The sequence below is a fragment of the Agrobacterium sp. SOY23 genome (genome assembly GCF_027212525.1).
In the GTDB taxonomy this organism is placed as follows: Bacteria; Pseudomonadota; Alphaproteobacteria; order Rhizobiales; family Rhizobiaceae; genus Agrobacterium; species Agrobacterium tumefaciens_I.
Genome location: NZ_JAPWDT010000007.1, coordinates 70,717 through 95,574, shown reverse-complemented (window position 1 = coordinate 95,574; position 24,858 = coordinate 70,717). Strand labels below are relative to the sequence as shown.

25 protein-coding genes and 1 pseudogene are annotated in these 24,858 nt (G+C 56.4%); 13 read left to right on the top strand and 13 right to left on the bottom strand.

The features are described 5' to 3' along the window. Positions 1-101 precede the first annotated feature (101 nt). The 5 genes and pseudogenes from O3S81_RS19700 to O3S81_RS19680 all read right to left on the bottom strand — a co-directional run. Positions 102-599 (bottom strand): DoxX family protein, encoded by a 498-nt coding sequence (locus O3S81_RS19700; RefSeq protein ID WP_269345905.1) that lies wholly within the window; start codon positions 597-599, stop codon positions 102-104. Continuing rightward, entirely contained in the window at positions 596-1,378 is a 783-nt protein-coding gene (locus tag O3S81_RS19695; RefSeq protein ID WP_269345904.1) for an HvfC/BufC N-terminal domain-containing protein, read from the bottom strand. Before O3S81_RS19695 ends, O3S81_RS19700 begins: the two co-directional genes overlap by 4 nt. Beyond that, a complete protein-coding gene (bufB, locus tag O3S81_RS19690; protein ID WP_269345902.1) occupies positions 1,375-2,256 on the bottom strand; it encodes an MNIO family bufferin maturase in 882 nt (293 codons plus the stop codon). The genes O3S81_RS19695 and bufB overlap by 4 nt, the downstream gene beginning before the upstream one ends. A gap of 64 nt (positions 2,257-2,320) precedes the next feature. Further along, positions 2,321-2,608, bottom strand: a complete 288-nt coding sequence (locus O3S81_RS19685; RefSeq protein ID WP_269345900.1) for a BufA1 family periplasmic bufferin-type metallophore — start codon at positions 2,606-2,608, stop codon at positions 2,321-2,323. A 242-nt stretch (positions 2,609-2,850) separates the two neighbouring features. Then, positions 2,851-3,258, bottom strand: a pseudogene (locus O3S81_RS19680) (transposase); the annotation flags it as partial. Between the two features lie 108 nt (positions 3,259-3,366). On the opposite strand from O3S81_RS19680, the gene O3S81_RS19675 reads away from it, so the two are divergent. Next, the gene (locus tag O3S81_RS19675) at positions 3,367-3,819 is read left to right on the top strand and encodes an integrase (RefSeq protein ID WP_269345898.1); all 453 of its coding nucleotides are present in this window, start codon (positions 3,367-3,369) and stop codon (positions 3,817-3,819) included. On the opposite strand, the gene O3S81_RS19670 is transcribed toward O3S81_RS19675, so the two are convergent. The 8 genes from O3S81_RS19670 to O3S81_RS19635 are packed head-to-tail and all read right to left on the bottom strand — an operon-like array spanning position 3,809 to position 10,324. Then, complete coding sequence (locus tag O3S81_RS19670; protein ID WP_269345896.1) at positions 3,809-4,630, bottom strand: Pnap_2097 family protein; 822 nt, start codon at positions 4,628-4,630, stop codon at positions 3,809-3,811. The genes O3S81_RS19675 and O3S81_RS19670 overlap by 11 nt on opposite strands. Continuing rightward, the gene (locus O3S81_RS19665; RefSeq protein ID WP_269345894.1) at positions 4,627-5,883 is read right to left on the bottom strand and encodes an MSMEG_0569 family flavin-dependent oxidoreductase; all 1,257 of its coding nucleotides are present in this window, start codon (positions 5,881-5,883) and stop codon (positions 4,627-4,629) included. Before O3S81_RS19665 ends, O3S81_RS19670 begins: the two co-directional genes overlap by 4 nt. Before the next feature lie 11 nt (positions 5,884-5,894). Then, entirely contained in the window at positions 5,895-6,173 is a 279-nt protein-coding gene (locus O3S81_RS19660) for an MSMEG_0570 family nitrogen starvation response protein (RefSeq protein WP_269345892.1), read from the bottom strand. Continuing rightward, on the bottom strand, positions 6,166-7,137 hold the full coding sequence (locus O3S81_RS19655; protein WP_269345890.1) for a sll0787 family AIR synthase-like protein: 972 nt from the start codon (positions 7,135-7,137) through the stop codon (positions 6,166-6,168). The genes O3S81_RS19660 and O3S81_RS19655 overlap by 8 nt, the downstream gene beginning before the upstream one ends. Beyond that, on the bottom strand, positions 7,134-7,676 hold the full coding sequence (locus tag O3S81_RS19650) for an MSMEG_0567/Sll0786 family nitrogen starvation N-acetyltransferase (RefSeq protein ID WP_269345888.1): 543 nt from the start codon (positions 7,674-7,676) through the stop codon (positions 7,134-7,136). Before O3S81_RS19650 ends, O3S81_RS19655 begins: the two co-directional genes overlap by 4 nt. Continuing rightward, positions 7,673-8,794 (bottom strand): MSMEG_0568 family radical SAM protein, encoded by a 1,122-nt coding sequence (locus O3S81_RS19645; RefSeq protein ID WP_269345886.1) that lies wholly within the window; start codon positions 8,792-8,794, stop codon positions 7,673-7,675. The genes O3S81_RS19650 and O3S81_RS19645 overlap by 4 nt, the downstream gene beginning before the upstream one ends. Then, entirely contained in the window at positions 8,787-9,797 is a 1,011-nt protein-coding gene (locus O3S81_RS19640) for a Nit6803 family nitrilase (RefSeq protein ID WP_442864967.1), read from the bottom strand. Before O3S81_RS19640 ends, O3S81_RS19645 begins: the two co-directional genes overlap by 8 nt. A 44-nt stretch (positions 9,798-9,841) precedes the next feature. Further along, entirely contained in the window at positions 9,842-10,324 is a 483-nt protein-coding gene (locus O3S81_RS19635; RefSeq protein ID WP_080794113.1) for an MSMEG_0572/Sll0783 family nitrogen starvation response protein, read from the bottom strand. A gap of 283 nt (positions 10,325-10,607) precedes the next feature. Here O3S81_RS19635 and O3S81_RS19630 point away from each other — a divergent pair, with 283 nt between their 5' ends. The 12 genes from O3S81_RS19630 to O3S81_RS19575 all read left to right on the top strand — a co-directional run bounded on the left by O3S81_RS19630 (position 10,608) and on the right by O3S81_RS19575 (position 24,796). Continuing rightward, on the top strand, positions 10,608-11,978 hold the full coding sequence (locus O3S81_RS19630; RefSeq protein WP_269345881.1) for an aminotransferase-like domain-containing protein: 1,371 nt from the start codon (positions 10,608-10,610) through the stop codon (positions 11,976-11,978). A gap of 350 nt (positions 11,979-12,328) precedes the next feature. Further along, positions 12,329-13,561: an ABC transporter substrate-binding protein gene (locus tag O3S81_RS19625; protein WP_269345879.1), complete on the top strand. Its 1,233-nt coding sequence runs from the start codon at positions 12,329-12,331 to the stop codon at positions 13,559-13,561. A gap of 54 nt (positions 13,562-13,615) precedes the next feature. Continuing rightward, positions 13,616-14,509 carry a carbohydrate ABC transporter permease gene (locus O3S81_RS19620; protein ID WP_269345878.1) on the top strand — a complete coding sequence of 298 codons (894 nt, stop codon included), beginning with the start codon at positions 13,616-13,618 and terminating at the stop codon, positions 14,507-14,509. Positions 14,510-14,558: 49 nt separating this feature from the next. Further along, complete coding sequence (locus tag O3S81_RS19615) at positions 14,559-15,404, top strand: carbohydrate ABC transporter permease (RefSeq protein WP_442864966.1); 846 nt, start codon at positions 14,559-14,561, stop codon at positions 15,402-15,404. A gap of 4 nt (positions 15,405-15,408) precedes the next feature. Continuing rightward, a complete protein-coding gene (locus O3S81_RS19610) occupies positions 15,409-16,485 on the top strand; it encodes an ABC transporter ATP-binding protein (RefSeq protein WP_269345875.1) in 1,077 nt (358 codons plus the stop codon). A gap of 15 nt (positions 16,486-16,500) precedes the next feature. After that, positions 16,501-17,049: a carboxymuconolactone decarboxylase family protein gene (locus O3S81_RS19605; RefSeq protein ID WP_269345873.1), complete on the top strand. Its 549-nt coding sequence runs from the start codon at positions 16,501-16,503 to the stop codon at positions 17,047-17,049. Between the two features lie 56 nt (positions 17,050-17,105). Then, the gene (locus tag O3S81_RS19600; protein WP_269345871.1) at positions 17,106-17,828 is read left to right on the top strand and encodes an alpha/beta fold hydrolase; all 723 of its coding nucleotides are present in this window, start codon (positions 17,106-17,108) and stop codon (positions 17,826-17,828) included. Between the two features lie 57 nt (positions 17,829-17,885). Continuing rightward, positions 17,886-19,580 carry a glycoside hydrolase family 3 protein gene (locus O3S81_RS19595; RefSeq protein ID WP_269345869.1) on the top strand — a complete coding sequence of 565 codons (1,695 nt, stop codon included), beginning with the start codon at positions 17,886-17,888 and terminating at the stop codon, positions 19,578-19,580. Positions 19,581-20,014: 434 nt separating this feature from the next. Continuing rightward, positions 20,015-20,848: an ABC transporter ATP-binding protein gene (locus O3S81_RS19590; RefSeq protein ID WP_269345867.1), complete on the top strand. Its 834-nt coding sequence runs from the start codon at positions 20,015-20,017 to the stop codon at positions 20,846-20,848. A gap of 15 nt (positions 20,849-20,863) precedes the next feature. Next, the gene (locus O3S81_RS19585; RefSeq protein WP_269345866.1) at positions 20,864-21,631 is read left to right on the top strand and encodes an ABC transporter permease; all 768 of its coding nucleotides are present in this window, start codon (positions 20,864-20,866) and stop codon (positions 21,629-21,631) included. A gap of 47 nt (positions 21,632-21,678) precedes the next feature. Next, positions 21,679-22,701, top strand: coding sequence for an ABC transporter substrate-binding protein (locus O3S81_RS19580; protein WP_269345864.1), 1,023 nt, complete (start codon positions 21,679-21,681; stop codon positions 22,699-22,701). A gap of 25 nt (positions 22,702-22,726) precedes the next feature. Beyond that, entirely contained in the window at positions 22,727-24,796 is a 2,070-nt protein-coding gene (locus O3S81_RS19575) for a 3-hydroxyacyl-CoA dehydrogenase NAD-binding domain-containing protein (RefSeq protein WP_269345862.1), read from the top strand. Positions 24,797-24,858: the final 62 nt, after the last annotated feature.

The window sequence follows — 24,858 nt, the reverse complement described above, 5'->3', positions numbered from 1 at the left end:
ATAGCATCCTAGCCCCCAAACGATCTTTGGTGGGCGAGGCGCTAGTAGACGAGTATTAATTTAAGTCCTGGGGCAGGGCAGGCAGAACTTCCGATCGAACCTCAATCCTGGTGCTTTTTGAAAAGCGCATCCAGCGCTATCCTGCCACTACCATAGACCACGAGGGTCAGCGCCATGGCAGCCCAGGGCAGGTGGAAATTGGCCCAACCATCCGGAACGGTAAGCTGGATCACCGCCGTCATCACCAGCAGACCTAAAGCGGCGTAACGGGTGAAAAGGCCAAGAACCAGCAGCACGGGCAGAACGAGTTCGGCAATGCCTGCTGCTGCTGCCACGACCAGTGGCATGGGGTAGGGGATCAGGTTGCCGAAGATATGCAGCCTGAACTCCTGTTCGAACAGATATCTGGCGCCAGTCGACAGCGTCAGAAATCCATCCCACTTGGTCAGTCCTGACTTGAAGAACGGAATTGCCAGGCCAAGCCGCAGCGCCAGAAGCGGCAATGACTGTGGAATGGAGGCGAGCAGGCATTCGGCGTGGCGATGAAGTGCTGCAAGCGCGCCACCGAGGCCGCGTGTGGAGGCAAGTTCTGTGGTCATGGAAGGTCCCCTTCACGGTGTTGAACGGCGCTGAAAGCGCCAAGGCCGATCAGGCCAATCAAGGCCGATCCGAAATCAAACGAAGATGTTGCGGCCAAGGCCGTCTCAGCCGCTTCGCCAAGGCTTGCGCCGGCAAAGAGCCGCGCTGCGAAAGCAACATCTGCCGGTGGCAGGACGCTGATTTCGACCTGCATAGCCGGCCGCACGACAAGCACCGTTTCGGCTCGCCAGTCGACAGGCGGTGTCACGGCTTCGCCCTGGTGGGCGCTCCAGATGCTGCCGGCCGGAAACGAAGATTGCACAAGTCGGGCCGAAGGATGCGGGATAAGCACCCTCTCGAGAAGGTGTTCGGGTGAAAGGGCGGCGAGTTGGGAGACCTCGAGCGGCGCTCTGTCTGCCGCGTGATAGGCCGTGCTCCACGCCGCCTCGATCCGCGCCACGTCCGCGAGATAGGCGAGAGACGATGCTGGCGGAAAGGTCGCGACAAAATCCGGGAAATCGTCGCCATACTGCATGATGAGCGGCGAGGCTGGTTTGCGGTCGGCGGCATAGGCACGAGCCATTCCGGCAAAGAATTCGACTCCGACTAGCCGTTTCGTAACTGGAAAACGTTGCCCCAACGCCGTTGTCAGACCGACATAGACGTTGTTGCGATAGACGGCAAAACGCGAGGGATCGGCAGCACCGCGCGCGGTGGTGATACCGTGCGGTAGCGGTTGGCCCGGATCGAGCAGGGCGGAGGCAAAGGCGCCTTGGCTTTCGTAAAACCGCATGGTCACGCCGCCTTGCTGGCGCGGCGTTTCAGGGCCGCTTCGTTCAACATGGTGTCAGCGCGCACCGCTTCTGCCTGAAGCGTCGCAAAGTCTGGCACGTCGTTGTCCCATTCGATCAGGGTCGGCAAAGCGCCGCTGCGCGATAGCGTGTGCCGGTATAGCTCCATAACATCAGATCTGACGGCGGAGCCGTGGGCATCGATCAGCAGCCGGTCTCCAACGCTATCGACGGTCTCGTCATAACCGCCAAGGTGGATTTCGCCCACCAGCTCGACCGGGAAACGGTCGATATAGGCGACCGGATCGAGGCGATGGTTCACCGCCGAGACCATAACATTGTTCACATCGAGCAACAGGCCGCATCCGGTTCGGCTGGCAATGGCGGTGAGGAAATCCACCTCATCGATGGTGCTTTCGGAAAACAGCACATAGGTTGACGGATTTTCAAGCAGCATTTGCCGGCCCAGCCATTGCTGGGTCTCATCGACATGGTCGGCAATACGCGACAGGGTTTCGGTCGTGTAGGGCAAGGGCAGAAGATCGTTGAGGAAACCGGTGTCATGGGTCGACCACGCCAGATGCTCCGAAAAGCTCTGCGGCCGGTAACGATCGATAAGGTCGCGAAGCCGTCTCAGATGCCCGGTGTCGAGGTCACGGGCCGAACCGATCGACAGGCCTACGCCATGCAGCGACAGGGGATAAAGCGCTGCAACGGCTTCAAGATAACGGTGCGGCGGGCCACCGGCGCCCATGTAGTTTTCCGCGTGGACTTCGAAAAAACCGATATTCGGCCTGGTGTCGAGAATAGTCTCGGAATGTTCCGGCTTGAGGCCGAGGCCAGCACGGGGTGGCAGGACGGTGGCGCGGTCGGCTGAAACGGTCATTGCTGGTCTCCCGGTTTCGACGGATAAGGGGGAGGCCCGGCAAGCGGGCCTCCGGTGTCGCGGCTCAGCTTTTAGACGGCTCCAGCATGCCCTTATGGCCATCCACGTTCATCGTGGTGCACGTGCCAGCGGGTACGGCTTTCCAGGCATTGCCCTGGTAATCCGTGGTGGAGGTTCCGGCGCAGGTCGTGCCGGCGCCGGCAGCGCAATCATTCTGCCCCTTCAGGGCGATGCCGTAGCATTTCTCGTTTCCGGCCATCTTTTCCGGTGCCAGCGGCGCAGCAAAAGACACAGATGCGACAGCGCTTGCGAGTGAGCCTGCCAGAGCGAGGGTGAGCGTGGAACGGTTCATAAATGATCTCCTCTTGGATGTCCGCAGACCGATCATCGGCCGCGTATGGCTTTATTCGATCTATCCGGGCACGACGTTACAGCTTGTCGCAAACACGAACGCGTGACCGCCATGTGCAATTTTATTGTACAATCACCACAGCTACTTTCCCGCACCGCAAATATCCCTGGTACTGGAGTCGCTGGGTAACGGTGAGCGTGCCAATGCCATAAGAACCTAGTCATCTGAATCCGAAATTCGTGTCATAAGCTGTTGTCGACGTTCTGACAGAAGCGCTTGACGGATGCGCGAATGTCGTCTGCCGATTTGGTCCAGCGATATGGCTTGGGGTTTTCGTTGTGGCGCTCGATAAAGCCTTTGATGTCGGCTTCGAGTTGAGCTGTCGAAGTGTGGACGCCACGTCGTAGTTGCTTGCGGGTCAATTCCGCAAACCAGCGTTCGACCTGGTTGATCCAGGAGGTCGAGGTCGGCGTAAAGTGCACGTGGTAGCGTGGCCGCCGCATCAGCCAGTTCTTGATCGATGCAGTTTTATGCGTTGCATAGTTGTCCATTACAATATGCACATCCAGATCGGGCGGCACGTTCGCATCGATCTGCTTCAGGAAGTCCAGGAACTCGGTGGCCCGATGCCGCTTGTAGCATTTGCCGATGTCCGCTTCCATGACCACTGGACCGGCGTGTACATTTCTCATTGCGGCCCCGTCATAGAACCGAGGGCTGCATTCTCCCTCTGGCCAATGGTGGCTAGGAGAACTGAAATGGGTATCTCACAATATGATCCTGCTGCACTGGGTCAACCGGCTTGGAATGCAGGCAAGCAAGTTGGCGTCAAAAAGCCCCTGAAGCAGCGCCAGATCTGGGCAGCGCGCTTCTTTCTCGACCGAGAAGGAAGCACGGGAGACAACAGCAAGCTCCGCAGCTGCGATTTGGTAAAAATCAAAATGGGGACCCTCGTCACGAGCCACAAAATTCGAACTCGCGTCATGGTCGTCCAGCAGAGGACTGGGAACCCCGTGCAGTTCGAGACTACGGCCGAGGTCAGAGCAAGTCTGCTTGCTTGGCTTCAACGAAGGGGAGGAATGGTTGAAAAAGGGCATCTTTGGCGGATACACCGGCGAAGGGTTCAAAACAGTATACCCGCCAGGGCCAGGCTTGGCTTTCATCCAATCGGTGATGCTTGGCGTGAGGTAGCGATTTATCTCAATGCTTGATTACGCGGATGCGCATTACAGCCAGTGGACGAATCTGTGCACCGAACATCCCAACGAAATATCCTCGGGCGAAGCGCTTGAATGTCGTTGTCACAATTTCGCCTGGCTCTACATTGCCAACATATGAAACTTCCCTGGCAGCAATTAAATTTGATTGTGTCTCCCCGGCCTGGAAAAGTGCACGATCGGAGAGGGCGCTGTAGGAGGGAAAGTAGAGCAGACCCGCGGCGTTAAAGTCCGTGGACGGGCACGGGAGGATTTCTACGCCCCTGGCGTCCTCGATCCATGCTTGTTTGCCTTGAAGCATCCGGCGCGCGGCTGCGGCTCCCCGGTCGACAATGCGCTGGACGAGCACTGGAGCATCTGGCGGGACAGCCAACGCTTTCGGACTTCGTCGGACAATTGTGCGATTGCTCCCGTCTGCCGATCTGCCGACGAAGGTAGACGCCAGGGTTAGGTCACCAATAACCTCGCCATCCAAAGTTATTGTTTGTCGCGATGCCAGCTGCCCCTGCGCTGTGCGATATAGCTCTCCTGAGAGTTGAAGCTCTCCGCCCAGATAGGAAGCCTCGGGCCTGGTTAGACGCAGGCTGGTGGACCGGAAAGCCGCATATAGCGGCTCTCCTTTGGCGCATGTGAAGATCGTCTCGGTTTGCCCCATCGCTTTTGCGATGAGCCGCCAGTGCAGATCACCTGCACGTCGCAGGAGCCATTGCTCGGAAAGGCCTCGATAGCCCATTTCCGCCATGCCAAGAATATGTCGCTCTGTGACCATCGTCTTGGGTTGGGCGAGAGAGGGTCTGGCACTCATGCTGCAAACCTGGCCTTTTGAAGCGCGGCAACCTGCTCGGCAAGGTAATGGCTATCCTCGTCGATTCCGAGAAAACGTCCCGAGCCCCAGGTATGGAGCCAACCCAAACCAATAAAGTACAGCCCCGGTGATGTCGTCACCCCGCGGTGGAATTTCGGCTTGCCCCGCGCATCAAGGCAGTCCACCTCAAGCCAGGAGTAATCTGGGCGAAAGCCTATTGCCCAGATTATCGATGATATCCCGGCAGTCGAGAGATCTACTTCTTCAATTTCACGTTCCGGTTTCCACACTTTTTCAAATGGTGGCTCTTCCGGTGCGATTATGCCTTGGGCGCTGATCCATTTATCGATCTGCTGGCGAATGCCCAGGTAGCTGCGGTCTGCATCATCAAGGTTTTTCTCGAGGTCGGGAAGGAAATTCATTGTGAACCCCTTCCCATCCGCTACCGAACCGTAGAGTTTGACACCCTCAAGCGCGTATTTCCGAAGATCGATTTCTTTTCCGCCATCTCGGCCCGACATGTAGTGATTGGTTTGGGTAAGAGCTTTAACCGGGTCCGGATGCTCATCGATGGTCACAGCATAAGTGCCCGCATCATATAGCCAGTCCGTAGCGTCACGACCGCGATATTTCCTCGGGCTGCGCGGTGCAGGTCCAACGGCGAGATGCACTGGTCGGCCTTCAAGATGAAAATCGTCCATGATCTGCACGCCCGACTGGCCCGTGCCGACGATGAGAGCTGCACCGTCCGGTAGTTGCGATGGCCTCCGGTACTCACGCGAGTGCATCTGCACGATGGATGGATCGATATCTTTAGCAAAGGGAGGTACGATAGGGTGATCGTAGCCGCCTGTGGCGACAACAACCTGATCGGCCAGCCACGTTCCTGCTGTCGTCTCGACACGATAGCCGCCCTCAGCGCGAGGTTCGACCCTCGTGACATCCACTCCTTCGACCAAGGGTGGGTTAAAGCTTTCGGCAAAGCCGTCAAGATAATCGACGATCTCGTCCTTCAGCATGAAGCCATCTGGATCCTTGCCCTTATAGGGCCAACCCGGCAGGCGGCACTGCCAGTTTGGTGTCACGAGACAGAAAGAGTCCCAACGGTTATTCCGCCAGCTCTCAAATCTGCGGTGACGCTCGATTACGACATGCTCGATATTTTCGCGCGTAAGGTACCAGCTTACGGACAAGCCCGCCTGTCCGCCCCCGATGATAACGACGGGAATATTCAATTCTCGACCATCAGTCATGGCTTGTTCCTTCAGGAGAATGACAGGCAAGCGACTTGGCCCTCAGCGGCCTGGCGCGTAGCAGTTTCTTCAATCTTGGCCAATTGGTCCAACGCGGACGAGCAGGTGAAGCCATACTTGGCGGCGACACGTTCCGAAGCTTCGTTCAAGCCAGCCCGCACGTGCTGCAGAAATTCGGGAACGGGATAAATTTGTCCGATCTGGAGATGGTTTTGTATTGCTGTCGAGGGAGAATAGCATTTCTCCTCCACACCATCCGGCCAGCGGATCGTGAAGTGAACTTCAGGCATGGGAAGCCTCCTTTGCAAGTGAAAGGTAAGGTGCGATTCCGTAGTTCCAGAATGTCGCCCGTGAACCTTCATGTTTGAAATTTATCTGTGCGTTATCAGTGGCGTGGCCTATCGCGACCGCGCTTATGTTGCGTGCTTCAAAAGCTTTGCAGACTGAGGTTGCCTTTGCAGGATCGACAGAAAGCAGAAATCCAAAGCTTGGGAATGTGCGCAGCCACCGACCAATCTCGACGCCATCAGGCCGTGGGATGGCTTCAAGGTCTATATCGAAGCCGCACCGTGAGCATTCCGCCAGCATCAAGGCCGTGCCCGCGATCCCGCCCTGGCTGATATCCTTGCCTGATTGCACCAGGCCTGCTTCAGCCAATAGCGGCAAGAGTTCATAATCGCCACGAAGTCGATCATGAGGCGCATCGAGTGCGGCGCACCAATTATCGAAGCGCGGGCGATAGTGCCCTCTGTGATCTATCGCTGCGATAAGAACGTCCCCGGCATTTGCAGTGAAGCTGGAAATCAGTTGTCTTGCGTGTCCGAGAACCGAAACCGAAAGATTGAGCTCGGTAGTTCGCAGATTGGTATGCCCGCCAACGATAGGAATACCGTAAGCTACCGCCGCATCCTTCAAGCCTTTGAGAAGAGGTTGAGCGGTCGCGACATCTGGAGCCCAGAGGGTGTTGAGAAGTGCGGTTGCACGCCCCCCCATGGCAGCTATGTCGGACAGGTTGACCATCACGCCGCACCAGCCGGCAAACCAGGGATCATCATTGACGAATTGGGTCATGAACCCTTCACCCGCGAACAGATCCCAGCCTCCTTCGGGACATTTGATGGCGGCTGCGTCATCACCGGGCCTGCCGACGGCCGCGGCGGAAAGCCCGAGAGCTTTGGTGGAGGCAGCTATATCGAGCTTACCGCGTATGGAAGGGTGGGCGGCGAGCTCTTTTGCCAGGGCTTCCAGCATCATCCTGCTCTCCGAGATCTTGCGTACCAACCGGTCTCGGGGCTGAGAATAGCGGGATAATGATCCAGCGCCGCGCGCATATGCATATGACGAACGCCATGAAGATCGACCGGGCCAACACAATCCCAGTGAAGGCGACGGAACAGGGGAACGTTTTGCTGTTGAACATGGGCGTTGAACTGGGTGCACCCCATGCCGTTCGCGGAGCACACTGCCAGGCGGATCAACTCCGCACCGAGCTTGCCTACCCGTCTGTAATTGGCGTCGACAGCGAGCCGGGAACCCCACCAGATTCCGGGGGAAGGTTGATGGATACGAACCGTTCCCACAACTTCGGCGGGCTCTGCCGCCATCGTCGTAATTGCTGCAAGAGGGATCGCCACATCGTCGATTTCATCACGATCATGGCGCTTGAAAATCCGTTGTTCGTCAACGAATACGGCGTGACGAAGTCGCGCGACGCTCTGGAGCTCCCAGTTCTCGGTCGCGGCGCGAATAATGAATTCGGGGCTTACAAAGGACGAATGGCTTATTCCGCTCATGCCGTCACCTTCAACTTCTCGTAGGTTGAAAGGGCCGAACAGGCACCGCATTTGCCACAACCTGCCTTGATGTCCGCTGCTCTAAGCCCGCCGTCCAAAATGATCTCGGACAGGGGTTTCAGAATGCTTGCCATGAACTCGGAGCTTGGCGCCGCGTGGCTTTCCAGCGGGGTGCCGGAAATCGGAACGAACGGAACGACAAAAGGGTAGACTCCCATCCGCACGAGGCGGTCAGAGACATCGAGGATTGCCTCGGCTGTATCGCCAAGACCGGCGAGAATATAGGTAGAAACCTGCCCGCGGCCGAAAACCTTTACGGCTGCTTCAAAACTCGAGAAATATTTCTCAAGCGGGACGGTTGCCTTGCCGGGCATTATTCGATTGCGGACTTCCGGTGTGACGGCCTCCAGGTGCATACCGAGCGCATCGGCGCCAGCCTCTTTCATGCGTTCGTGCCAATTGTCGTCTTCCGGAGGTTCGCACTGAACCTGGATGGGCAGATTGACGGCTGCTTTCACGGCACGGGCGCTTTCTGCCAGGATAGAAGCGCCTCGATCCTGGCCTGGCGGTGTACCGGTCGTCATGACCATGTGTTTCACATCATCCAGTTCAACTGCGGCTTTCGCGACTTCAGCCAGTTGTAGAGGCGTCTTGTGCGCAATCGTCCGTTCAGCCGCGAGGCTCTGTCCGATGGAACAGAACTGACAGGTTTTTTTCCGGCTCTCATAACGGATGCACGTCTGCAACACCGTGGTGGCAAGGACGTCGCGAGAGTGAAGAACCGCGATCTTGTTATAGGGGATGCCGTCTTTGGTCATCAGATCATAGAATTTCGGCCGGTTCGGAAATCGGACTTTGGCAACTTCTATTCCCTGCTTGGTGATGCGGGCACGTCCTTTGTCATCCGGCGCTTCCACCAGATAGGGGCTGTCGAAGGCCGGTGCGGTATGGACCGGTATCATCACAGTCGTTTCGCCGAAACTTACGGCCTTGTGGTCGGACGGGCCAGCACCGCCGCGGCGGCTCTCGTGTCCGGCGCGTGGATCCACAAGCCGCATCCCCTTTGTTTGGAGGTCGTTGATGAGCTCAGGAATGACCATTTCGGCATCTTCACGCATCTTCACGCTCCTGTTTCGCGAGGGATTCTTCTGCGTCGCCGAGCGACAGATTTGGCTGATATGTTTCCAATGGCTTTGCGGACCGTGCATCATGGACGAGGTGGAGGAGTTCCGGTCTCGCATAGTGACCGACGCTGTCCATCATCCGCTTGCGCTTTGTGATCAGCTTCATGTCGAGATCGGCGATGAGGATGCCTTCTGACGCGGTCAACGGCGGCGCGGCATGACGACCCTCAGGGGTGATGATGCAGGTCATGCAACCATCCCGGAGCCCTTTTTGAAGGTTTGGATCTGGATTGATCGAGGCGATCTGTTCCTCGCTCAACCATGCCGTTGCATTCACGACGAAACATCCCGATTCCAGGGCGTGGTGGCGCATCGTCACCTCGATCTGCTCTGCGAAGACCGGGCCGACCAACGAGCCTGGAAAATGCGCTGCATGAATTTCTTCATGCTGAGCCATGAGCGAATATCGGGCGAGGGGATTGTAATGTTCCCAGCAGGCCAAAGCCCCGACACGTCCGACAGCCGTATCCACGACTTTCAAGCCGGAACCGTCCCCCTGGCCCCAGATCATGCGCTCGTGATAGGTCGGGGTGATCTTGCGGCGTTTGAGTTTCAAACTGCCGTCTGCATCGAAAATGAGTTGCGTATTGTAGAGGGAGCCGTGATCGCGCTCGTTCACACCCAGTACGACAACGACGCCGCGCTTGCGCGCCGCATCCGCAACAGCCATCGTCTCCGTGGAGGGAACCGTGACGGCCTCCTCATAAAGGCGAAGGTGTTCAGGTCCCTGCAGCATGGGTGGCATAACGAAGCTGAAATAGGGATACCAGGGAACGAATGTCTCTGGGAAGACAATGAACTCAGCGCCTTTGTCCGCAGCCTCGGCAGTGGCATTAAGCACTCTTTCAATCGTACCTGCACGCGAAGTGAGGTCGGGTGATATTTGTACGGCGGCGGCGCGCACGATTCTGGACACGGCTGGCTCCTTTACAATCATCATGCTGAAGGCGCGGCGCGAAATGGTCGCGCCGCGCAGGTCGCTTACACCGTCCAGGTGTCGATGATCAGCGCGTTGGCCTTCTTGTGCAGCAACACGCAGTCAAGGACGTCTTGTGGAAGGACAGGAATGATTCCTGGGATCAGCGATGGCTCGCCGTGGCCGTAAAGCGCCTGGAGAGCAAAGCGACATGCATAGACCTTGCCGCCTTCCTTCATGAAGCGCTCCAGATTCTTGTTGAAATTCAGATGGCCAGGGAATGCTTCGTCGCCAAGCTTCGGGAAGCCCCTTTGAATACCGAGCGTGACGCCGGGGCCATAAAGCAGGATGGAAGTCTCGTAACCCTTGCGCTGCAGGCGGATGGCGTTCAGGATATTGACAAGGCCGATGGATCCTTCGAAAGCAACGGTGTGAAAGGTCACCAGCGCTTTTTCCCCGGGATCTGCTTTCACATCTTCAAAAACCTTCGTTTCGTAATCCACGAAGAAGTCGCCGTCTTTATGGGCTTCGTGCGTTACCTGAGGCATCAATCTCGCTCCTGTTGTGCGGTTGGGATGCTAAAGCGTACGACGAAAATTGTATGAATCAATAACAAGTGCAATATACATACAATAAAAACGAAAAACGAGAAGACGATCAGCTGAATCGCACCTGTTTTCCTCGTTTTGACGCGTAAATGGGCACATTATGCCTAAACATTTGCCATTTTTGTCTACGGTATTCGTCATGGTTTAGTCGGGTTGAAATGTTCGGGTTTACTCCATACAATATAAAACAATCAGAGAGTGGTTTTTGGAAACGAGACGAATAATGGCAAGTTGGCCCCCCGTATTGAGACCGGATGGTAAGCCCAGATATCTGCAAATCGCCGATGCAATTGAAGCGGCGGTGAAGAGCGGTGAATTTGCGCCAGGGGAGAGGCTGCCGCCACAGCGCAAACTGGCCGACCGTCTTGGGATCGACTTCACGACCGTTACCCGTGCTTACGCTGAAGCCCATGCAAGACGGTTGGTTGAAAGCCACGTTGGTCGCGGGACGTTCGCCTGTGCTCCCGCTCACTCGCGCCATGAAGCAAATCCTCATCGCACCCGGGATGAGGATCTTTCCATGAACATGCCTCCAGAGCCGCAGGATGCCGAGCTGATTGCCCGCATGCAGGACGGTCTTCGTACGGTATCGGCAAATCTCATACCACTGCTTCGATATCAATCCACGACCGGCGGCAATCAAGATAAAGCCGCGGCCTCATCGTGGCTCTCCAAGAGAGGGATGGTGCCAAGCCTCGAACGCATCGCCATCACGCCGGGAGCGCATGCGACGATGACGGCGATATTGTCGACGATGACGCGTCCGGGCGACGTTATCTTGTGTGAAGCGATTACCTATCCGGGTCTTCGGGCCATTGCTGCGCGTATGGGTCTTCAACTGGTTGGTTTGCCAATGGACAGTTCGGGCATTCTTCCTGATAAACTGGATGCTGCCATTCACCTGCATCAGCCAAAAGCGCTTTACCTGAACCCCACTGTCCAGAACCCGACAACAATAACGATACCTCAAACACGGCGCATGGAGATTGCCGAAGTGCTGATCCATCATCGGCTTCCACTGATCGAAGATGACGCATACGGCTTTATTCCCGCAGCCGCGCCGGCCCCTTTTGCGACAATGGCGCCCAACTTGACCTGGCATATCGGCGGGCTCGCCAAGTGCCTGGGTGCAGGCCTTCGTCTTGCTTATACGGTTGCGCCGAGTGCCAAGGCTGCCTACTCACTTGCGCAGGCAATCCGAGCGAGCTCGGTCATGCCGTCTCCTCTTTGTATGGCTCTTGCAACACGATGGATCGAAGACGGTACCGCTGACGCCATTCGTCGGTTCGTTCGAAATGAAAGCGCGGTGCGTCAGAAGATTGTTGCCGAGACGTTGAGAGGGCACGAATTTCTTGGAGAGCCCGAAGCGTTCAATATTTGGCTAAAGCTGCCAACCGGCGCCAGTCGAGCTGAATTGATGGGACGCATGGCGGGGCGCCACGTGGGGCTGATGCCATCGGACGCATTTACCGTCCTGGGCACGCCAGATGAACATGTCCGGGTTTGTCTCGGCGGTACGGTGAAACGCGAAGAGTTGCAGGCTGGTCTCCTGTTCATGGCCAATACGCTGTCGGATATTGGGTGGATGGGCTAACTCCGAAATTTTCACTTTCTGGATTCTTTTGGGCAACAGAAATAGTCGGAGAAAATTGCCCGGTCGGTATTGTGGCTTCAAAGGCCGGAAGCAAGGCAGGACGAGACGACCATGACGCAACGACATCGGCCGTGAGACGAAGCCTCCCAGCGATCAAAGCCTGCTCTTGGGGCCAGGCGTTTTGCTATCAGCTCCACCGTCCATCGGATCGGTCGGCGCGCTTTCGATTCATCCTGTGGGGGAGATGCCCAATGTCAGGTTGGCCTGAGCCTAATTAAGAGTCTCCGTCAACGATGGGGGAATCTCTGTATTAATCGTTTTAATCTTGCCACGATGCAGAGGAGGTGCATGTGAAACATTGGTTGTACGTGACGGTTGCCGTATTGGGTCTGAATACGGCTAACGCTGCCGACGCTACCGAGCTTGAGGTAACACACTGGTGGACGTCCGGGAGCGAAGCGGCGGCGGTTAAAGTACTTGCGGAGGCATTTAACGCCACGGGCAACGTCTGGAAGGATGGCGCGATTGCCGGGGCCGGTGGCGTTGCGCGGCCGCTCATCACCAGCCGGATTACCGGTGGAGACCCGATGGGTGCAACGCAGTTCACGCATGGCAAGGCCATGAAGGAGCTGGTTCAGGCCGGCTTGATGCGCGATGTCACCGATCTCGCAAAACGGGAAGGCTGGCTCGATAAAATCCGCCCGCAGTCCCTGCTGGAAGACTGCACCTATGAAGGGCGCGTCTATTGCGTCCCGTCGAACATTCATTCCCAGCAGTGGTTGTGGCTTGGACACAGAGCATTCGAGACGGCTGGGCTTCCTGTGCCTAAAAACTGGGACGAGTTTGTCGCGGTTGCACCTGCTCTTGAACAAAAGGGCATTGTTCCTCTGGCAACGGGGCGGCAGCCCTGGCAAATTCAGCTTCTCTTCAACGTACTGATGGTTTCGATTGGCGGTCCCGAAGTCTTTGAAAAGGTTTACGGGGACAAGAACGCCGACCTCGCGGCAGGTCCGGAAGTGGCGAAGGTTTTTGCAGCTGCCGCAGATGCACGGCGCTTGTCGAAAAAGTCGAATGTCCAGGAGTGGAATACGGCGGCGCAGATGGTCATTGATGGCCGTGCCGCCGGACAGATCATGGGTGACTGGGTTCAGGGCGAATTCGAGCAGGCCGGACTGACGGCTGGCAAGGACTATGATTGCCTCGTGGGCCTTGGCGTTCACCCCTACATCACGACGGCAGGCGATGCGTTTTATTTCCCCAAGGTAAAGAGCAAGGATATCGAGGCTGCTCAGGAGGCGCTGGCATCCACGATCGTTGATGCTTCCGTCCAGGTGAAGTTCAGCCTCATCAAAGGCGCCTTGCCTGTGCGCGGTGATATAGAGGTCAAAGATGCAAGTGTCTGCATGAAGAAGGGGCTGGATATCCTGGCGAAGGGGCAGGTTATCCGAAGCGTCAACAGTTTGCTCTCACCGGACTCGGTGGGGCGCATCACTGATCTTGTTGTAGAGTTCTTCAGTGATGACAGCTTTACGGCGGAACGGGCGCAAAGCGAGTTCGTCGCAATCATCGCGGACGCCGACTGACGGGACCTTGCCGTGGATCTCCACGGCACTTTCGCTCAAATCAGAGAAAAATTTATGTCTAAGGTTGCTTTCAGGCGATGGCGGCTCGGCAATGCGAGCGCACTTGCCGCTTCAATTCCCATGGTGGTGACGGCTTTGGTCGTTTACCTCGGCTGTACACTGTGGACCATCGGTTATTCATTTACCAATTCCAGGCTTCTTCCCAATGCGGAATTGGTGGGACTAAGCCAGTATCAGAGGCTCTGGGGATCGAGGCGCTGGCTAATATCAATCGAAAATCTCGCCATTTATGGCGCGATGATGCTTGTTCTTTCCCTGTTGCTGGGTTTCGTGCTTGCGGCGATGCTGGATCGAAAAATACGTTTCGAAAATACGTTTCGCGCGATCTTTCTCTATCCCTATGCGCTTAGCTTCATCGTTACCGGGCTTGTGTGGCAATGGCTGCTCAACCCGGAATTCGGAATCCAGAGCTTTGTCCGGGGACTGGGCTTCACGGGCTTCTCCTTCGATCCGCTTTATGACCCGCAACTGGTACTCTTTGGCGTCATCGCCGCAGCACTCTGGCACGGTGTCGGGCTGGTGATGTGCCTCATGCTGGCAGGCTTGCGCGGCATCGACGAAGATATCTGGAAGGCGACGCGGGTGGACGGCATTCCCACCTGGAAGACCTATCTTCTGGTTATTCTTCCGATGATGCGTAACGTCTTCGTCACCGCACTCGTTCTCATTACGTCGGGCATCATCAAGCTCTACGACCTCATCATCGCACAGACGGGGGGAGGTCCCGGCCTTTCTTCGGAAGTGCCCGCGAAATACGTCTTTGACTATCTTTTCCAGTCGCAAAATCTCGGGCAGGCCTTCGCAGCCTCCACAATGATGTTGGTCGCCGTCACCTTCGTGATCATACCCTGGGCCATTCTCGAATTTGGAGGAAAGAAACGTGTCTGATTATCCGATTTCGCGCGTAGAGCCTCGTGGCCCTCGTCCTCAGCGTTTTATTTCGCGAGACAAGGTATTGCTTTATAGTGCCCTGATTGTCTTCGCCATTTATTATCTTCTTCCTCTCTATGTGATGGTCGTCACTTCTTTGAAGGGAATGCCGGAAATCCGGCTCGGGAACATCTTCGCCCCGCCTGTCGAAATCACGTTTCAGCCCTGGGTCGAGGCCTGGTCGTCAACGTGTACGGGTCTCACCTGCGAAGGTCTTTCAAGAGGTTTTTTCAACTCGGTTAAAATCACTATCCCGTCGGTAATCCTTTCGATCCTGATCGCCTCCGTCAACGGCTATGCTCTGGCCAACTGGCGCATCAAGGGGGCGGACATCTTCTTTACGATCCTGATCGTTGGAGCGTTCATCCCCTATCAGGTGATGATCTACCCGATCGTAATTCTGCTGCGAGAAATTGGCCTCTATGGCTCGCTGACAGGCCTGACGCTTGTCCACACCGTCTTCGGGATGCCGATCCTCACTCTTCTTTTCCGGAATTACTTCAGTGCCATTCCTGAAGAGCTTTTCAAGGCCGCCCGCGTTGATGGCGCCGGTTTTTGGGGAATCTATTTGAAAATCATGCTGCCGATGGCGCTGCCCATCTTTACGGTCGCGGTCATTCTTCAGGTAACCGGCATCTGGAATGACTTTCTCTTCGGCGTGATATTCACCCGACCTGAGAATTATCCGATGACCGTTCAGTTGAATAACATCGTGAACTCGGTCCAGGGCGTCAAGGAATACAACATCAATATGGCTGCAACTCTGCTGACAGGTCTTGTTCCTCTGTCGATCTACTTTCTTTCGGGAAAACTGTTCGTTCGCGGGATAGCAGCAGGTGCAGTCAAGGGATAAAGCCATGAAACACAGCATTTCAATTCGCGAACTCAAGCTGAATTACGGCAACGTCGAGGTTCTGAAGAACCTCAATCTTGATATCGGGGAGGGCGAGTTTCTTGTCCTTCTTGGTTCCTCCGGCTGCGGAAAATCGACGCTTCTCAACTGCATTGCCGGCCTTATTGAACCGACCGATGGACAAATATTCATCAACGGTCGCAACGTGACCTGGGAGGAGCCCAGCAAGCGGGGCATCGGCATGGTGTTCCAGTCATACGCGCTTTACCCGCAAATGACCGTTGCCGGAAACCTCTCCTTTGGCCTGAAAAATGCTGGTGTTGCAAAAGACGTCATTGCAGAGCGGATCAAAAGCGCAGCGTCAGTCCTACAGATAGAACCTCTGCTTGACCGGAAGCCGTCAGCGCTTTCCGGAGGCCAGCGTCAGCGTGTCGCAATCGGCCGTGCGCTTGTCAGAGACGTCGACGTCTTCCTGTTCGACGAACCCCTGTCGAACCTTGACGCAAAACTGCGTGCGGATTTGCGGGTGGAAATCAAACGTCTCCACCAGAAGCTGGGTAATACGATGATCTACGTCACGCATGATCAGGTGGAGGCGATGACTCTTGCCGACCGTATCGCCGTGATGAAGGGCGGTTCAGTGATGCAACTCGCGAGCCCGCAGGAAATCTACAATACGCCTGCCAACAAATACGTGGCGGATTTCATTGGTTCGCCGTCGATGAATTTCTTCCAGGCTACCGTGGAGGGCGCCACTCTGCACTTCGGTGGTTTGCACGTTCCGCTCGATGGCTATTCTTTCTGTAGTGATCTGCGGCCGAAAAATGTCTGGCTAGGTGTTCGTCCCGAGCATTTCAACATTGGCGCTGCCTCCGATGGTGCAGATGTCCGGTTTGACACGGTCATTGAACTTGTCGAACCGATGGGCGCCGATACACTCGTCTGGGCCTCATTCGCCGGCCAGACGTTGCGGTTTCGCATGGATGGGCAGGCCGAAGTCTCCCTCGGGATGACGGTGCCTGTCGGTTTTAACCTGCAGCGGTCCTCTCTCTTCGATCTTGAAACTGAAAAACGACTGTAATGGGAGGAAACGGGAATGCGCCTTGCCGCACCTGATCTGGACAATCTGGACCCTGAACAGAAAAGGGTTCACGACGTTATCGCCGGTGGTCCCCGCGGCCGTGTGAGGGGGCCTCTCGCCCTTTGGCTACGCAGACCTCATTTGGCTGAAGCCGCACAGAACATGGGGCAGTATTGTCGATATGGTTCTTCGGTCGCACCGCGACTGTCTGAGATTGCCATCCTCGCACTCGTACGCCTGTGGAACGCTGAACTGCCCTGGTATGCCCACAAGGCAGAGGCCCTTAAGGCCGGATTGGAGCCTGATGTGATCGAGGCTATCCGCTTGGGGCAGGAACCGCAGATTGCCGATGCGGCGGGCCGGGCGGTTTATCGCTTTACGATAGAAATCTACAATGAGCGCAAGGTTTCGGACGAAACATATGCGGCTGCGATCGAAGCCATCGGAAGCGATGGTGTCGTCGATCTGGTTGGGATCATCGGTTACTATTCGCTTGTTGCAATGACGGTCAACACATTCGAACTGCCTCTTCCCGAGGGGGTGTCCCCAGACTTTTCAGGATAAGGCAGGATAATCCGGTTCCTCCTACCTCCCAAACAATGATGCTACAGGAAATTGACATGACGCAAAAATCATCCCGATCTTTTGTTCTGGTCCCGGGCGCCGGCCATGGTGGCTGGGTTTGGCGGGATCTGGCGGCTTTGCTTGTTGCCGCCGGACACCGCGTATTCACGCCAACGCTGACGGGACTGGGCGAGCGCTCCCACCTCATGAGTAGCTCGATCACCCTTTCGACGCATATCGATGATGTGGTGAATGTGTTTGAATGGGAAGGGCTGGAAGACGCAGTTCTGGTGGGACACTCTTATGCCGGTTGGGTTGTTTCCGGTGCGATGGAGAAGCTTGAAGGGCGTGTAAGCGGCCTCGTTTATCTGGATGCTTTCCTGCCTGACGACGGCCAGCGCGGTTTTGATTTCCTGAACGAACAACAGAAAGCTGCGTTTCTGTCCGCGCAGGATAACGGGGAAATTTCCCGTCCGGGACCGACCTCCACTGCGCTGAGAATTCAGGATGAAGCAAATGCGATATGGGTCGATTCCAGGATCACGCGGCAGCCGATCGGTGTCTCGCTGGAACCGCTTCATCTGACTGGCGCCCGCGACCGCGTGGCCACGAAAATCTACGTGAGGACGCCGCTTTTCCCACAACCTTTGTTCGATGCGGCGCTCCAGCGCTGTGAGAAGGATCCTGGCTGGCAAACCGTGGTCATGGAAGGATGCGGTCACGATCCCATGGTGGACCGGCCTGACGCGGTAGCGGATATTCTGACGAACATTCCATAATTGCCATCTCGGGACGCCTGAAGGCGAACGAACGCCATAACAACAGCAGGGACGTGAATGGCTGACGACGTAACAACCCTCATGGGAAAGCTGCGTGAGAAACCCTTTTACCTCGACGCGGCTGCGCTGGCTTGGGTTAGAGAGACGTTCTTGTCTTTGACTACCGAGGAAAAGGTCGGGCAAATCCTCCTTCCGGTATCTCGGGATCTGTCTGAACCAGCGCTTGATGGTCTGCTTGCCCATCACGTCGGCGGCCTACATCGCATGATAAGACGCGAAGAAGGGGATTTGCGTCGTAGTGCGCAATATGCCCAGTCGCAGACCAAAGTGCCGCTTCTTATGGCGGGTGACATCGAGTTTTCGGAAAAAAGCAGTCCTGCCGCGGGTACGGCATTCCCAAACCAGATGGCGGTGGGTGCAACCGGAGACACTATTCACGCGCGCCGAATGGGAACGATTGCTGCCAGGGAGGGCTCATATCTGGGGTTCAACATCAGTTGGACCCCTGTCGGTGATCTGGCACTTAATTTTCACTCCAGCGTCGTCAACACGCGCGCCTTTGGTGACGGCGTTGATGCAGTCAGCATGTACGTTGGCGCCTATCATGACGGTATGCGGGAGGCGGGATTCGCAACCTGCCTGAAGCACTGGCCTGGTGACGGCGTCGATGAGCGTGACCAGCATTTCGTGACGACAGACAACACCATGGACATGAATAACTGGCGCAGCAGCTTTGGCCGGATCTTCGGTGCTGCGGTGGCCGACGGCGTTCAGACGATCATGGCGGGGCACATCAGCTTACCCGCCTATGCCTCCGAGCTGGGCGCGCGCGCATCCTGTCAAGGGTCGACGCCTGCCTCTCTTAACGGCGACCTCAATCTTGGACTGCTGCGCGGCGAGTTGGGGTTCAACGGAGTGATCGTTTCCGACGCGACAGGCATGGTGGGATTCGGGTCGCAGGGAAAACGGAGCGAGATCGTTCCGCTCTGTATTGAGAACGGGTGTGATGTTCTTCTGTTCCCAACCAATCTCGCCGACGACTTCCGCTTTCTGATCGAGGGACTGGACGAGGGAACTCTCAGCTACCGTCGTCTCGACGAAGCCGTGCTGCGCATCCTTGCCTTGAAGGCATCGTTGGGTCTTCATCTCGATCGGACTACCCTGCCGGACGAGCGGTTGAAACCGAACTTGCTCGCATCTGCTCAACACGCTGCCTGGGCTGATGATGTCGCAGGAGCTGCGGTGACCTTGGTCAAGGACACCCAAAAAATCCTCCCTTTGAGGCCTGAAAAACATCCGCGAATTCTTCTGTCATGGCTTGAAAATCGAACGACGCCTTCCGGGCCGATTGCGCAACTTCAGTTTGACCAGCTGCTTCGGGAGGCAGGGTTTGAGGTGAAAATTCTTCGACCTGGCGAAAAAATTGAAGCGGCGCAATGCGATGTCGGTATCTATGTTCTCGCTGAAGAGGGGATGTCCGCGAGGGAACATCTTGGTCCGCGTTGGGCAGATTTGCATGGGCCGTTTCCGGCATCCATGGAAAGACTGTGGGATTATCTTCCAACAATTTATGTCTCGCTCGGTTCCCCCTTTCTCCTTTACCACATGCCGGAATGCGAAACGTTCGTGAATGGCTACTCTCCGATTTTGCCGGTACAACGTGCAACAGTTGCGGCATTAACCGGGAAAATTCCATTCTCTGGTCAAAGCCCGGTAGATCCTTCCTGCGGATTGCTGGGAACGACTCTATAGACAATCAGCGACCTGACGCCAGAACCAATGCGGTGGGCCTTGAGCGGGAAGGGGTTCCTATCCGTTAGCCCCCGGCGTGTGGTGGAAAGCGCTATCGTTCCTTACTCGGCCCGGGTCGTTTGGTCCGTCGAAGCCCTCAGGCCCAACCCGCTTGCTCGGCTTGATCCAGCTGAGACGTTGCCTAACAAAAAGTTGGCCATCTTCTTCCTGAAAGTTTCTTGCGGTCTCTCGGACGAAGGCCCACCCTCGCGTTCATAAATTGTGTGCGAAGGAGTTGGGAGGCTCTGTCGTCATTATATATCGCGATTGGGCGGGTTTGCGCGATCCGTGCTGAGCTGCCTATGCCTCCTGGCCAATTACTCATCGATTTTTTCAGCTGCGCCTACGTTTTGGCGGAGGCCCAGCAGCATGGTTCGAAACGCATGGGAGGATTCATGTCGTCTGCCAAAAAAATCATAAATACCGTGTCGGTCACCCCTGCCGAAAGGGAAGCCGAGGTGGTCATCTCATTTTCTGGTGTCGGCAAGACATTCCGTGCCGGAGCTGCGGTAATTCAGGCGACCAAAGACATCAATGTTGATATCTGCGAGGGCGAGATTGTCACTATCGTTGGCCCTTCGGGATGTGGCAAATCGACGATGCTGAATCTCACGGCCGGGCTGCTGTCGCCGACTGTCGGCACGGTGAAGTATCGCAATGTCCCGATTTCGGATGTCAATGGCCGCACGGGATATATGACTCAAAGCGACCATCTCCTTCCCTGGCGCTCCGTTGCGGGAAACATCGCCGTGCCGCTGGAAATCAGCGGAATGGGCAAGACTGAACGGAAGGCGCGCGTGGACGAATTGGCCGAGCTCGTCGGCCTGACCCAGTTCCTGAATTCCTATCCGTCCCAGCTTTCCGGTGGCATGCGCAAGCGTGCAGCGCTCGCGCGACTGCTGGCATATGACCCGGAGACGCTGCTGCTCGACGAACCATTTGCCGCGCTCGACGCGCAGTTGCGCATCAAGATGCAGACGGAGCTCTTCCAACTGTCGCGCCGCCTCAAGAAGACCGTGCTGTTTGTTACGCATGACATCGACGAGGCAGTGGCGCTTGGGGATCGATGCCTGGTGTTTTCGGGGCGTCCGGGAACGATCGTGAAAAACATCGAGGTTCCGCTACCGAGAGATCGCGCGATCCTCGCCTTGCGCAAGGATCAGACGTATCAGCAGCTTTGCTCCGATCTCTGGGACATTCTTGCGCCATCAATGACCGTTGCGCACTGATATCGGGAGAGAGAAATGAGAATATTTCTGGGGCGCTTGGCGCTGATATTTGGCCTGCTGTGCATCTGGCAGTTTGCCTCCGGCAGGTTTGCCGATCCGTTCTTTGTCAGCAGTCCGCTGGAAGTGGCGGGGCGCTTCTGGATTCTCGTCCACACGGGTCGCCTTTTCGACCACGGTTGGATCACCCTTGTGGAAACGCTCGGCGGCTTTGCACTCGGTGCGGCGGCCGGCATCACCGTCGGGCTGGTCCTTGGGCGTAACGAAACGTTGGCCCAGCTTCTGGATCCGATCCTGATCTCGCTTTACAGCCTGCCAAAAGTGGCCCTTGCTCCGCTTTTCATCATGTGGTTCGGCATCGGCATCGAAATGAAGATCATGCTGACGGCGGTCATCGTCTTCTTCCTGGTCTTCCTCAACACCTATAGCGGTGTGCGGAGTGTCAGCGGCGAACTCGTTGAAATCCTGCGTCTGATGGGAGCAAGGGAGCGCCATCTTGTTGCAAAGGTCATCACGCCCTCTGCCATTCAATGGGTCTTTACCGGTCTCAAGCTCTCCGTGCCCTATGCATTGATCGGCGCGATCGTCGGCGAGATCATGGCCTCCAACCGCGGGCTTGGATACCTGCTGCAGGACGCTGCAGGCCAGCTCGATACGGGAGGCGTCTTTGCCGCCCTCATCGCCATCATCTTCCTTGCGCTTTGCCTGCAGACGGCGGTGAAATTTGCCGAGAAGGCGCTGATGCCGTGGAAAACCGTGGCGAACGAGCGCGAACTGACGATCTGACATCCGGAATCGGCGACCGCAAATTTAACAATTCATGGGAGGAAAACATGAAGGCAAGATCAATAATCGTCGCAATATCGATGGCTGTTGGCCTTATGGCAGGTTCTGTTCACGCGGCAGACAAGCTCAAGGTTGCGCTGGGTACGGATGGCTTCGTCCATCTTCCGCTTTTCGTCGCCTATGATGGCGGTCTTTTTCAGGAGGAAGGGCTGGATGTTGAACTCGTGAAGTTCAAGGGCGGTGGGGCGGCCATGTCTGGCCTTGTCGGCGGAAGCGTGGAAATCTGCTCCTGCTCCGTACAGAACGCTATCAACGCTACCGAGAAGGGCGCGCCGGTCAAGCTCATCGGGGCAATGATCGACCAGTATGCCTCAAACATCGTGGTTACGGAAGAGGCTGCAGAGCGTATCGGCCTCACGCCGGATATGCCGATGGAAAAGCGCCTTGCAGCTTTGAAAGGCCTTAGGATTGCCGCCGCCGGCGCTGGCGGCAGCGCCGATTTCCTGGTGCGTCACCTTGCTGGCGCGGCAAAGCTCTCGCCAGAAAGTGACATGAGCCTTCTCTATATGAATGACAGCGGCGCCATGCTTGCCTCGTTCGATCGCAATCGCATCGATGGTTTTGCCCTGTCGTCGCCCACCTCGGACATCGCCGTGCTCGATCACAAGGGAAAGCTTCTGATCGATATGTCCGCCGGCCAATATGAACCTCTCGCCGGCTATCCATCAATTGCTATTTCAGCGCAGGACAAATGGCTGGTGGACAATCGCGACAAGGCCGTGAAGTTCCTTCGCGCAATCACCAAAGCCGACGAGCTCATCCACAATGATCCTGAAAAGGCGAAAGCTGCTGTCCGCAAACGGTTCGAAGCGACATCCGGTCCGGTCTTCGAAGCGGCATGGAAGTCGAATGCCAGCACATATCCGAAGACACCTGCTTTGACGGCACAAACAGTAGGGCGCGTTATTCAATTCCTGGGCGAGCTTCAGGGCGCCAAGATCGAGGGCGGGCCTCAGAAGTATTTCGATAATAGCTACGTGGAACAGGCAGTTGCGGAACTGAAGAAGTAATCTTTCGATCTGGAAATTGGTTTTCGTGGGTGGCGGGGCGCAAAGTTTCGTCACCCACGAGGACATTTTTACTCCCTCCGAATGGCGCGAAGCCAAGACCGAGGACGATGACAGGAGCTTGGAATTGGTGTTGGTAGATTATAAAGTTGAAGGCCGCGTCGCCCTTGTTACGATTGATAACCCGCCGGTTAATGCCTTGAACCAACAGGTAAGGCAGTCGATGCTCCAGGTTGTGGAAGCTGTGGAGGCTGATGGGAATGTAGACGCAGTCGTCCTTGCCTGTGCCGGTAGGACATTCGTTGCCGGTGCCGACATCAATGAACTTGGAAATCCCCTGCAACCCTACCTGCCCGATTTGCTTAAAAAAATTGACCATTCCCGGAAGCCGTGGGTCGCGGCTGTACATGGCACGACACTCGGTGGTGGATTGGAGCTCGCCATGGCGTGTCACGGGCGCGTGGCACAGAAGGGAACGAAGCTGGGTCTGCCTGAGGTTTCCTTGGGTGTCATACCGGGTTCCGGTGGCACCGTGCGGCTTCCCCGGCTGATCCCGCTTGAAAAAGCCATCACTCTGATCACCACAGGAAAACCCATATCGGCGGAAGAGGGGCTGACTTTGGGCCTCGTTGACAAGGTTGCGGAAGGCGATCTGGTAGGGCAGGCGTGTCTTCATGCCTGCTCGTTGATCGAGAATCCTGTGGTGCCACTGCTTCAGCGCGCCATTCGAGGTGATGAAGCGGTGGATTGGGAGGCCACACAACGCTCGGTCAGCTTGCGAGGACGTGGTGCCATGGCCCCGGTTGAGGCTCTGGCGGCTCTAAAGGACGCCGTTACACACGAGTCTGAGATCGCGCTCGCGAGTGAAAGGCAACGCTTCCTTCGGCTCGCCGTGTCGGACGAATCCCGTGCATTAAAGCACATTTTCTTTGCTGAACGAAACGCGGGAAAAAGCCTCAGGAATGTCGGGGGTTCACCCGTCGATTTGTCCCATGTCGGTGTGATTGGAGGCGGAACAATGGGGGCGGGAATTGCGTCAGCACTATTGCTTGCAGGCTCCGCCGTCACACTCGTTGAACAGAACGCAGAAGCGGCTCTTGAAGCGCGGGAACGGGTTCGGAACACGATTGCACAAAGCGCCGAACGCAAGGTGATAAATGCCGAGGCGGCTGATTGGGCGGTGCAACGGTTTTCTACTGTCCTCGACTATGATGCCCTGAAAACTTGTCCGCTCGTCATCGAGGCCGTGTTTGAGGATATGGCCGTCAAGCGCGACGTATTTGCAAAGCTCGATGCTGTCATGCCGGCGTCGGCGATCCTTGCGACGAACACGTCCTATCTCGATGTCGATCGGCTGGCAGCATCGACCGCTCATCCGGAAAGAATTCTCGGGCTGCATTTTTTCTCTCCGGCTCACGTCATGAAACTCCTGGAGATTGTGAGAGGGGAACGGACCGGTTCTGTCGCACTGTCGACCGCCCATGAACTTGCCAAAAGACTGCGGAAAATCCCGGTCGTTTCCGGTGTATGCGATGGTTTTATCGGTAACAGGATCATGGCTGCTTATCGTCGCGATTGCGAGTTCATGCTGGAGGAGGGGGCTTTGCCATCCCAGATTGATGCCGCAATGCGCGATTTTGGTTTCGCTATGGGTATTTTTGAGGTTCAGGATATGAGCGGCCTCGACATAGCGTGGGCGCAGCGAAAAGCCAGAGCCGCATCGCATTCCGGTAACGAGCGCATCGCTCATATTGCCGACAGGCTCTGCGAGGCCGGCAGGTTTGGCAAAAAGACCGGCCGGGGCTGGTTTGATTACAGGTCGGGAAAACCGGTGCCCGATGACGAGGTGGTTGCCCTTATTCTTGAGGAAAGCAAACGCGGCGGGTTCGTCAGGCGTTCCTTCACCGAGGCGGAAATCATGAACCGTATTCTAAGCACGATCCAGCGTGAGGGGCGTGCGGTGATCAACGAAGGCATAGCAGAAACCGCTGACGATATCGATGTCGTGCTGATCAACGGTTACGGGTTTCCGCGTCATAAGGGCGGTCCGATGTATATGGCAGATGCCGCGCCGAGTGAAGTCCGAACCGTCGCTTAGCTTGATGGCTACCTGATAAAGACGTGACCCGCTTATCGATGCTGACGAGACGGTCCGGCTTT

Bases quoted from the DNA above. Each gene is read 5' to 3' on its own strand.
- O3S81_RS19700 (WP_269345905.1), bottom strand. From the start codon at position 599: ATGACCACAGAACTTGCCTCCACACGCGGCCTCGGTGGCGCGCTTGCA.
- bufB (WP_269345902.1), bottom strand. From the start codon at position 2,256: ATGACCGTTTCAGCCGACCGCGCCACCGTCCTGCCACCCCGTGCTGGC.
- O3S81_RS19685 (WP_269345900.1), bottom strand. From the start codon at position 2,608: ATGAACCGTTCCACGCTCACCCTCGCTCTGGCAGGCTCACTCGCAAGC.
- O3S81_RS19675 (WP_269345898.1), top strand. From the start codon at position 3,367: ATGGGTATCTCACAATATGATCCTGCTGCACTGGGTCAACCGGCTTGG.
- O3S81_RS19670 (WP_269345896.1), bottom strand. From the start codon at position 4,630: ATGAGTGCCAGACCCTCTCTCGCCCAACCCAAGACGATGGTCACAGAG.
- O3S81_RS19665 (WP_269345894.1), bottom strand. From the start codon at position 5,883: ATGACTGATGGTCGAGAATTGAATATTCCCGTCGTTATCATCGGGGGC.
- O3S81_RS19660 (WP_269345892.1), bottom strand. From the start codon at position 6,173: ATGCCTGAAGTTCACTTCACGATCCGCTGGCCGGATGGTGTGGAGGAG.
- O3S81_RS19655 (WP_269345890.1), bottom strand. From the start codon at position 7,137: ATGATGCTGGAAGCCCTGGCAAAAGAGCTCGCCGCCCACCCTTCCATA.
- O3S81_RS19650 (WP_269345888.1), bottom strand. From the start codon at position 7,676: ATGAGCGGAATAAGCCATTCGTCCTTTGTAAGCCCCGAATTCATTATT.
- O3S81_RS19645 (WP_269345886.1), bottom strand. From the start codon at position 8,794: ATGCGTGAAGATGCCGAAATGGTCATTCCTGAGCTCATCAACGACCTC.
- O3S81_RS19640 (WP_442864967.1), bottom strand. From the start codon at position 9,797: ATGATTGTAAAGGAGCCAGCCGTGTCCAGAATCGTGCGCGCCGCCGCC.
- O3S81_RS19635 (WP_080794113.1), bottom strand. From the start codon at position 10,324: ATGCCTCAGGTAACGCACGAAGCCCATAAAGACGGCGACTTCTTCGTG.
- O3S81_RS19630 (WP_269345881.1), top strand. From the start codon at position 10,608: ATGGCAAGTTGGCCCCCCGTATTGAGACCGGATGGTAAGCCCAGATAT.
- O3S81_RS19620 (WP_269345878.1), top strand. From the start codon at position 13,616: ATGTCTAAGGTTGCTTTCAGGCGATGGCGGCTCGGCAATGCGAGCGCA.
- O3S81_RS19610 (WP_269345875.1), top strand. From the start codon at position 15,409: ATGAAACACAGCATTTCAATTCGCGAACTCAAGCTGAATTACGGCAAC.
- O3S81_RS19605 (WP_269345873.1), top strand. From the start codon at position 16,501: ATGCGCCTTGCCGCACCTGATCTGGACAATCTGGACCCTGAACAGAAA.
- O3S81_RS19600 (WP_269345871.1), top strand. From the start codon at position 17,106: ATGACGCAAAAATCATCCCGATCTTTTGTTCTGGTCCCGGGCGCCGGC.
- O3S81_RS19595 (WP_269345869.1), top strand. From the start codon at position 17,886: ATGGCTGACGACGTAACAACCCTCATGGGAAAGCTGCGTGAGAAACCC.
- O3S81_RS19590 (WP_269345867.1), top strand. From the start codon at position 20,015: ATGTCGTCTGCCAAAAAAATCATAAATACCGTGTCGGTCACCCCTGCC.
- O3S81_RS19585 (WP_269345866.1), top strand. From the start codon at position 20,864: ATGAGAATATTTCTGGGGCGCTTGGCGCTGATATTTGGCCTGCTGTGC.
- O3S81_RS19580 (WP_269345864.1), top strand. From the start codon at position 21,679: ATGAAGGCAAGATCAATAATCGTCGCAATATCGATGGCTGTTGGCCTT.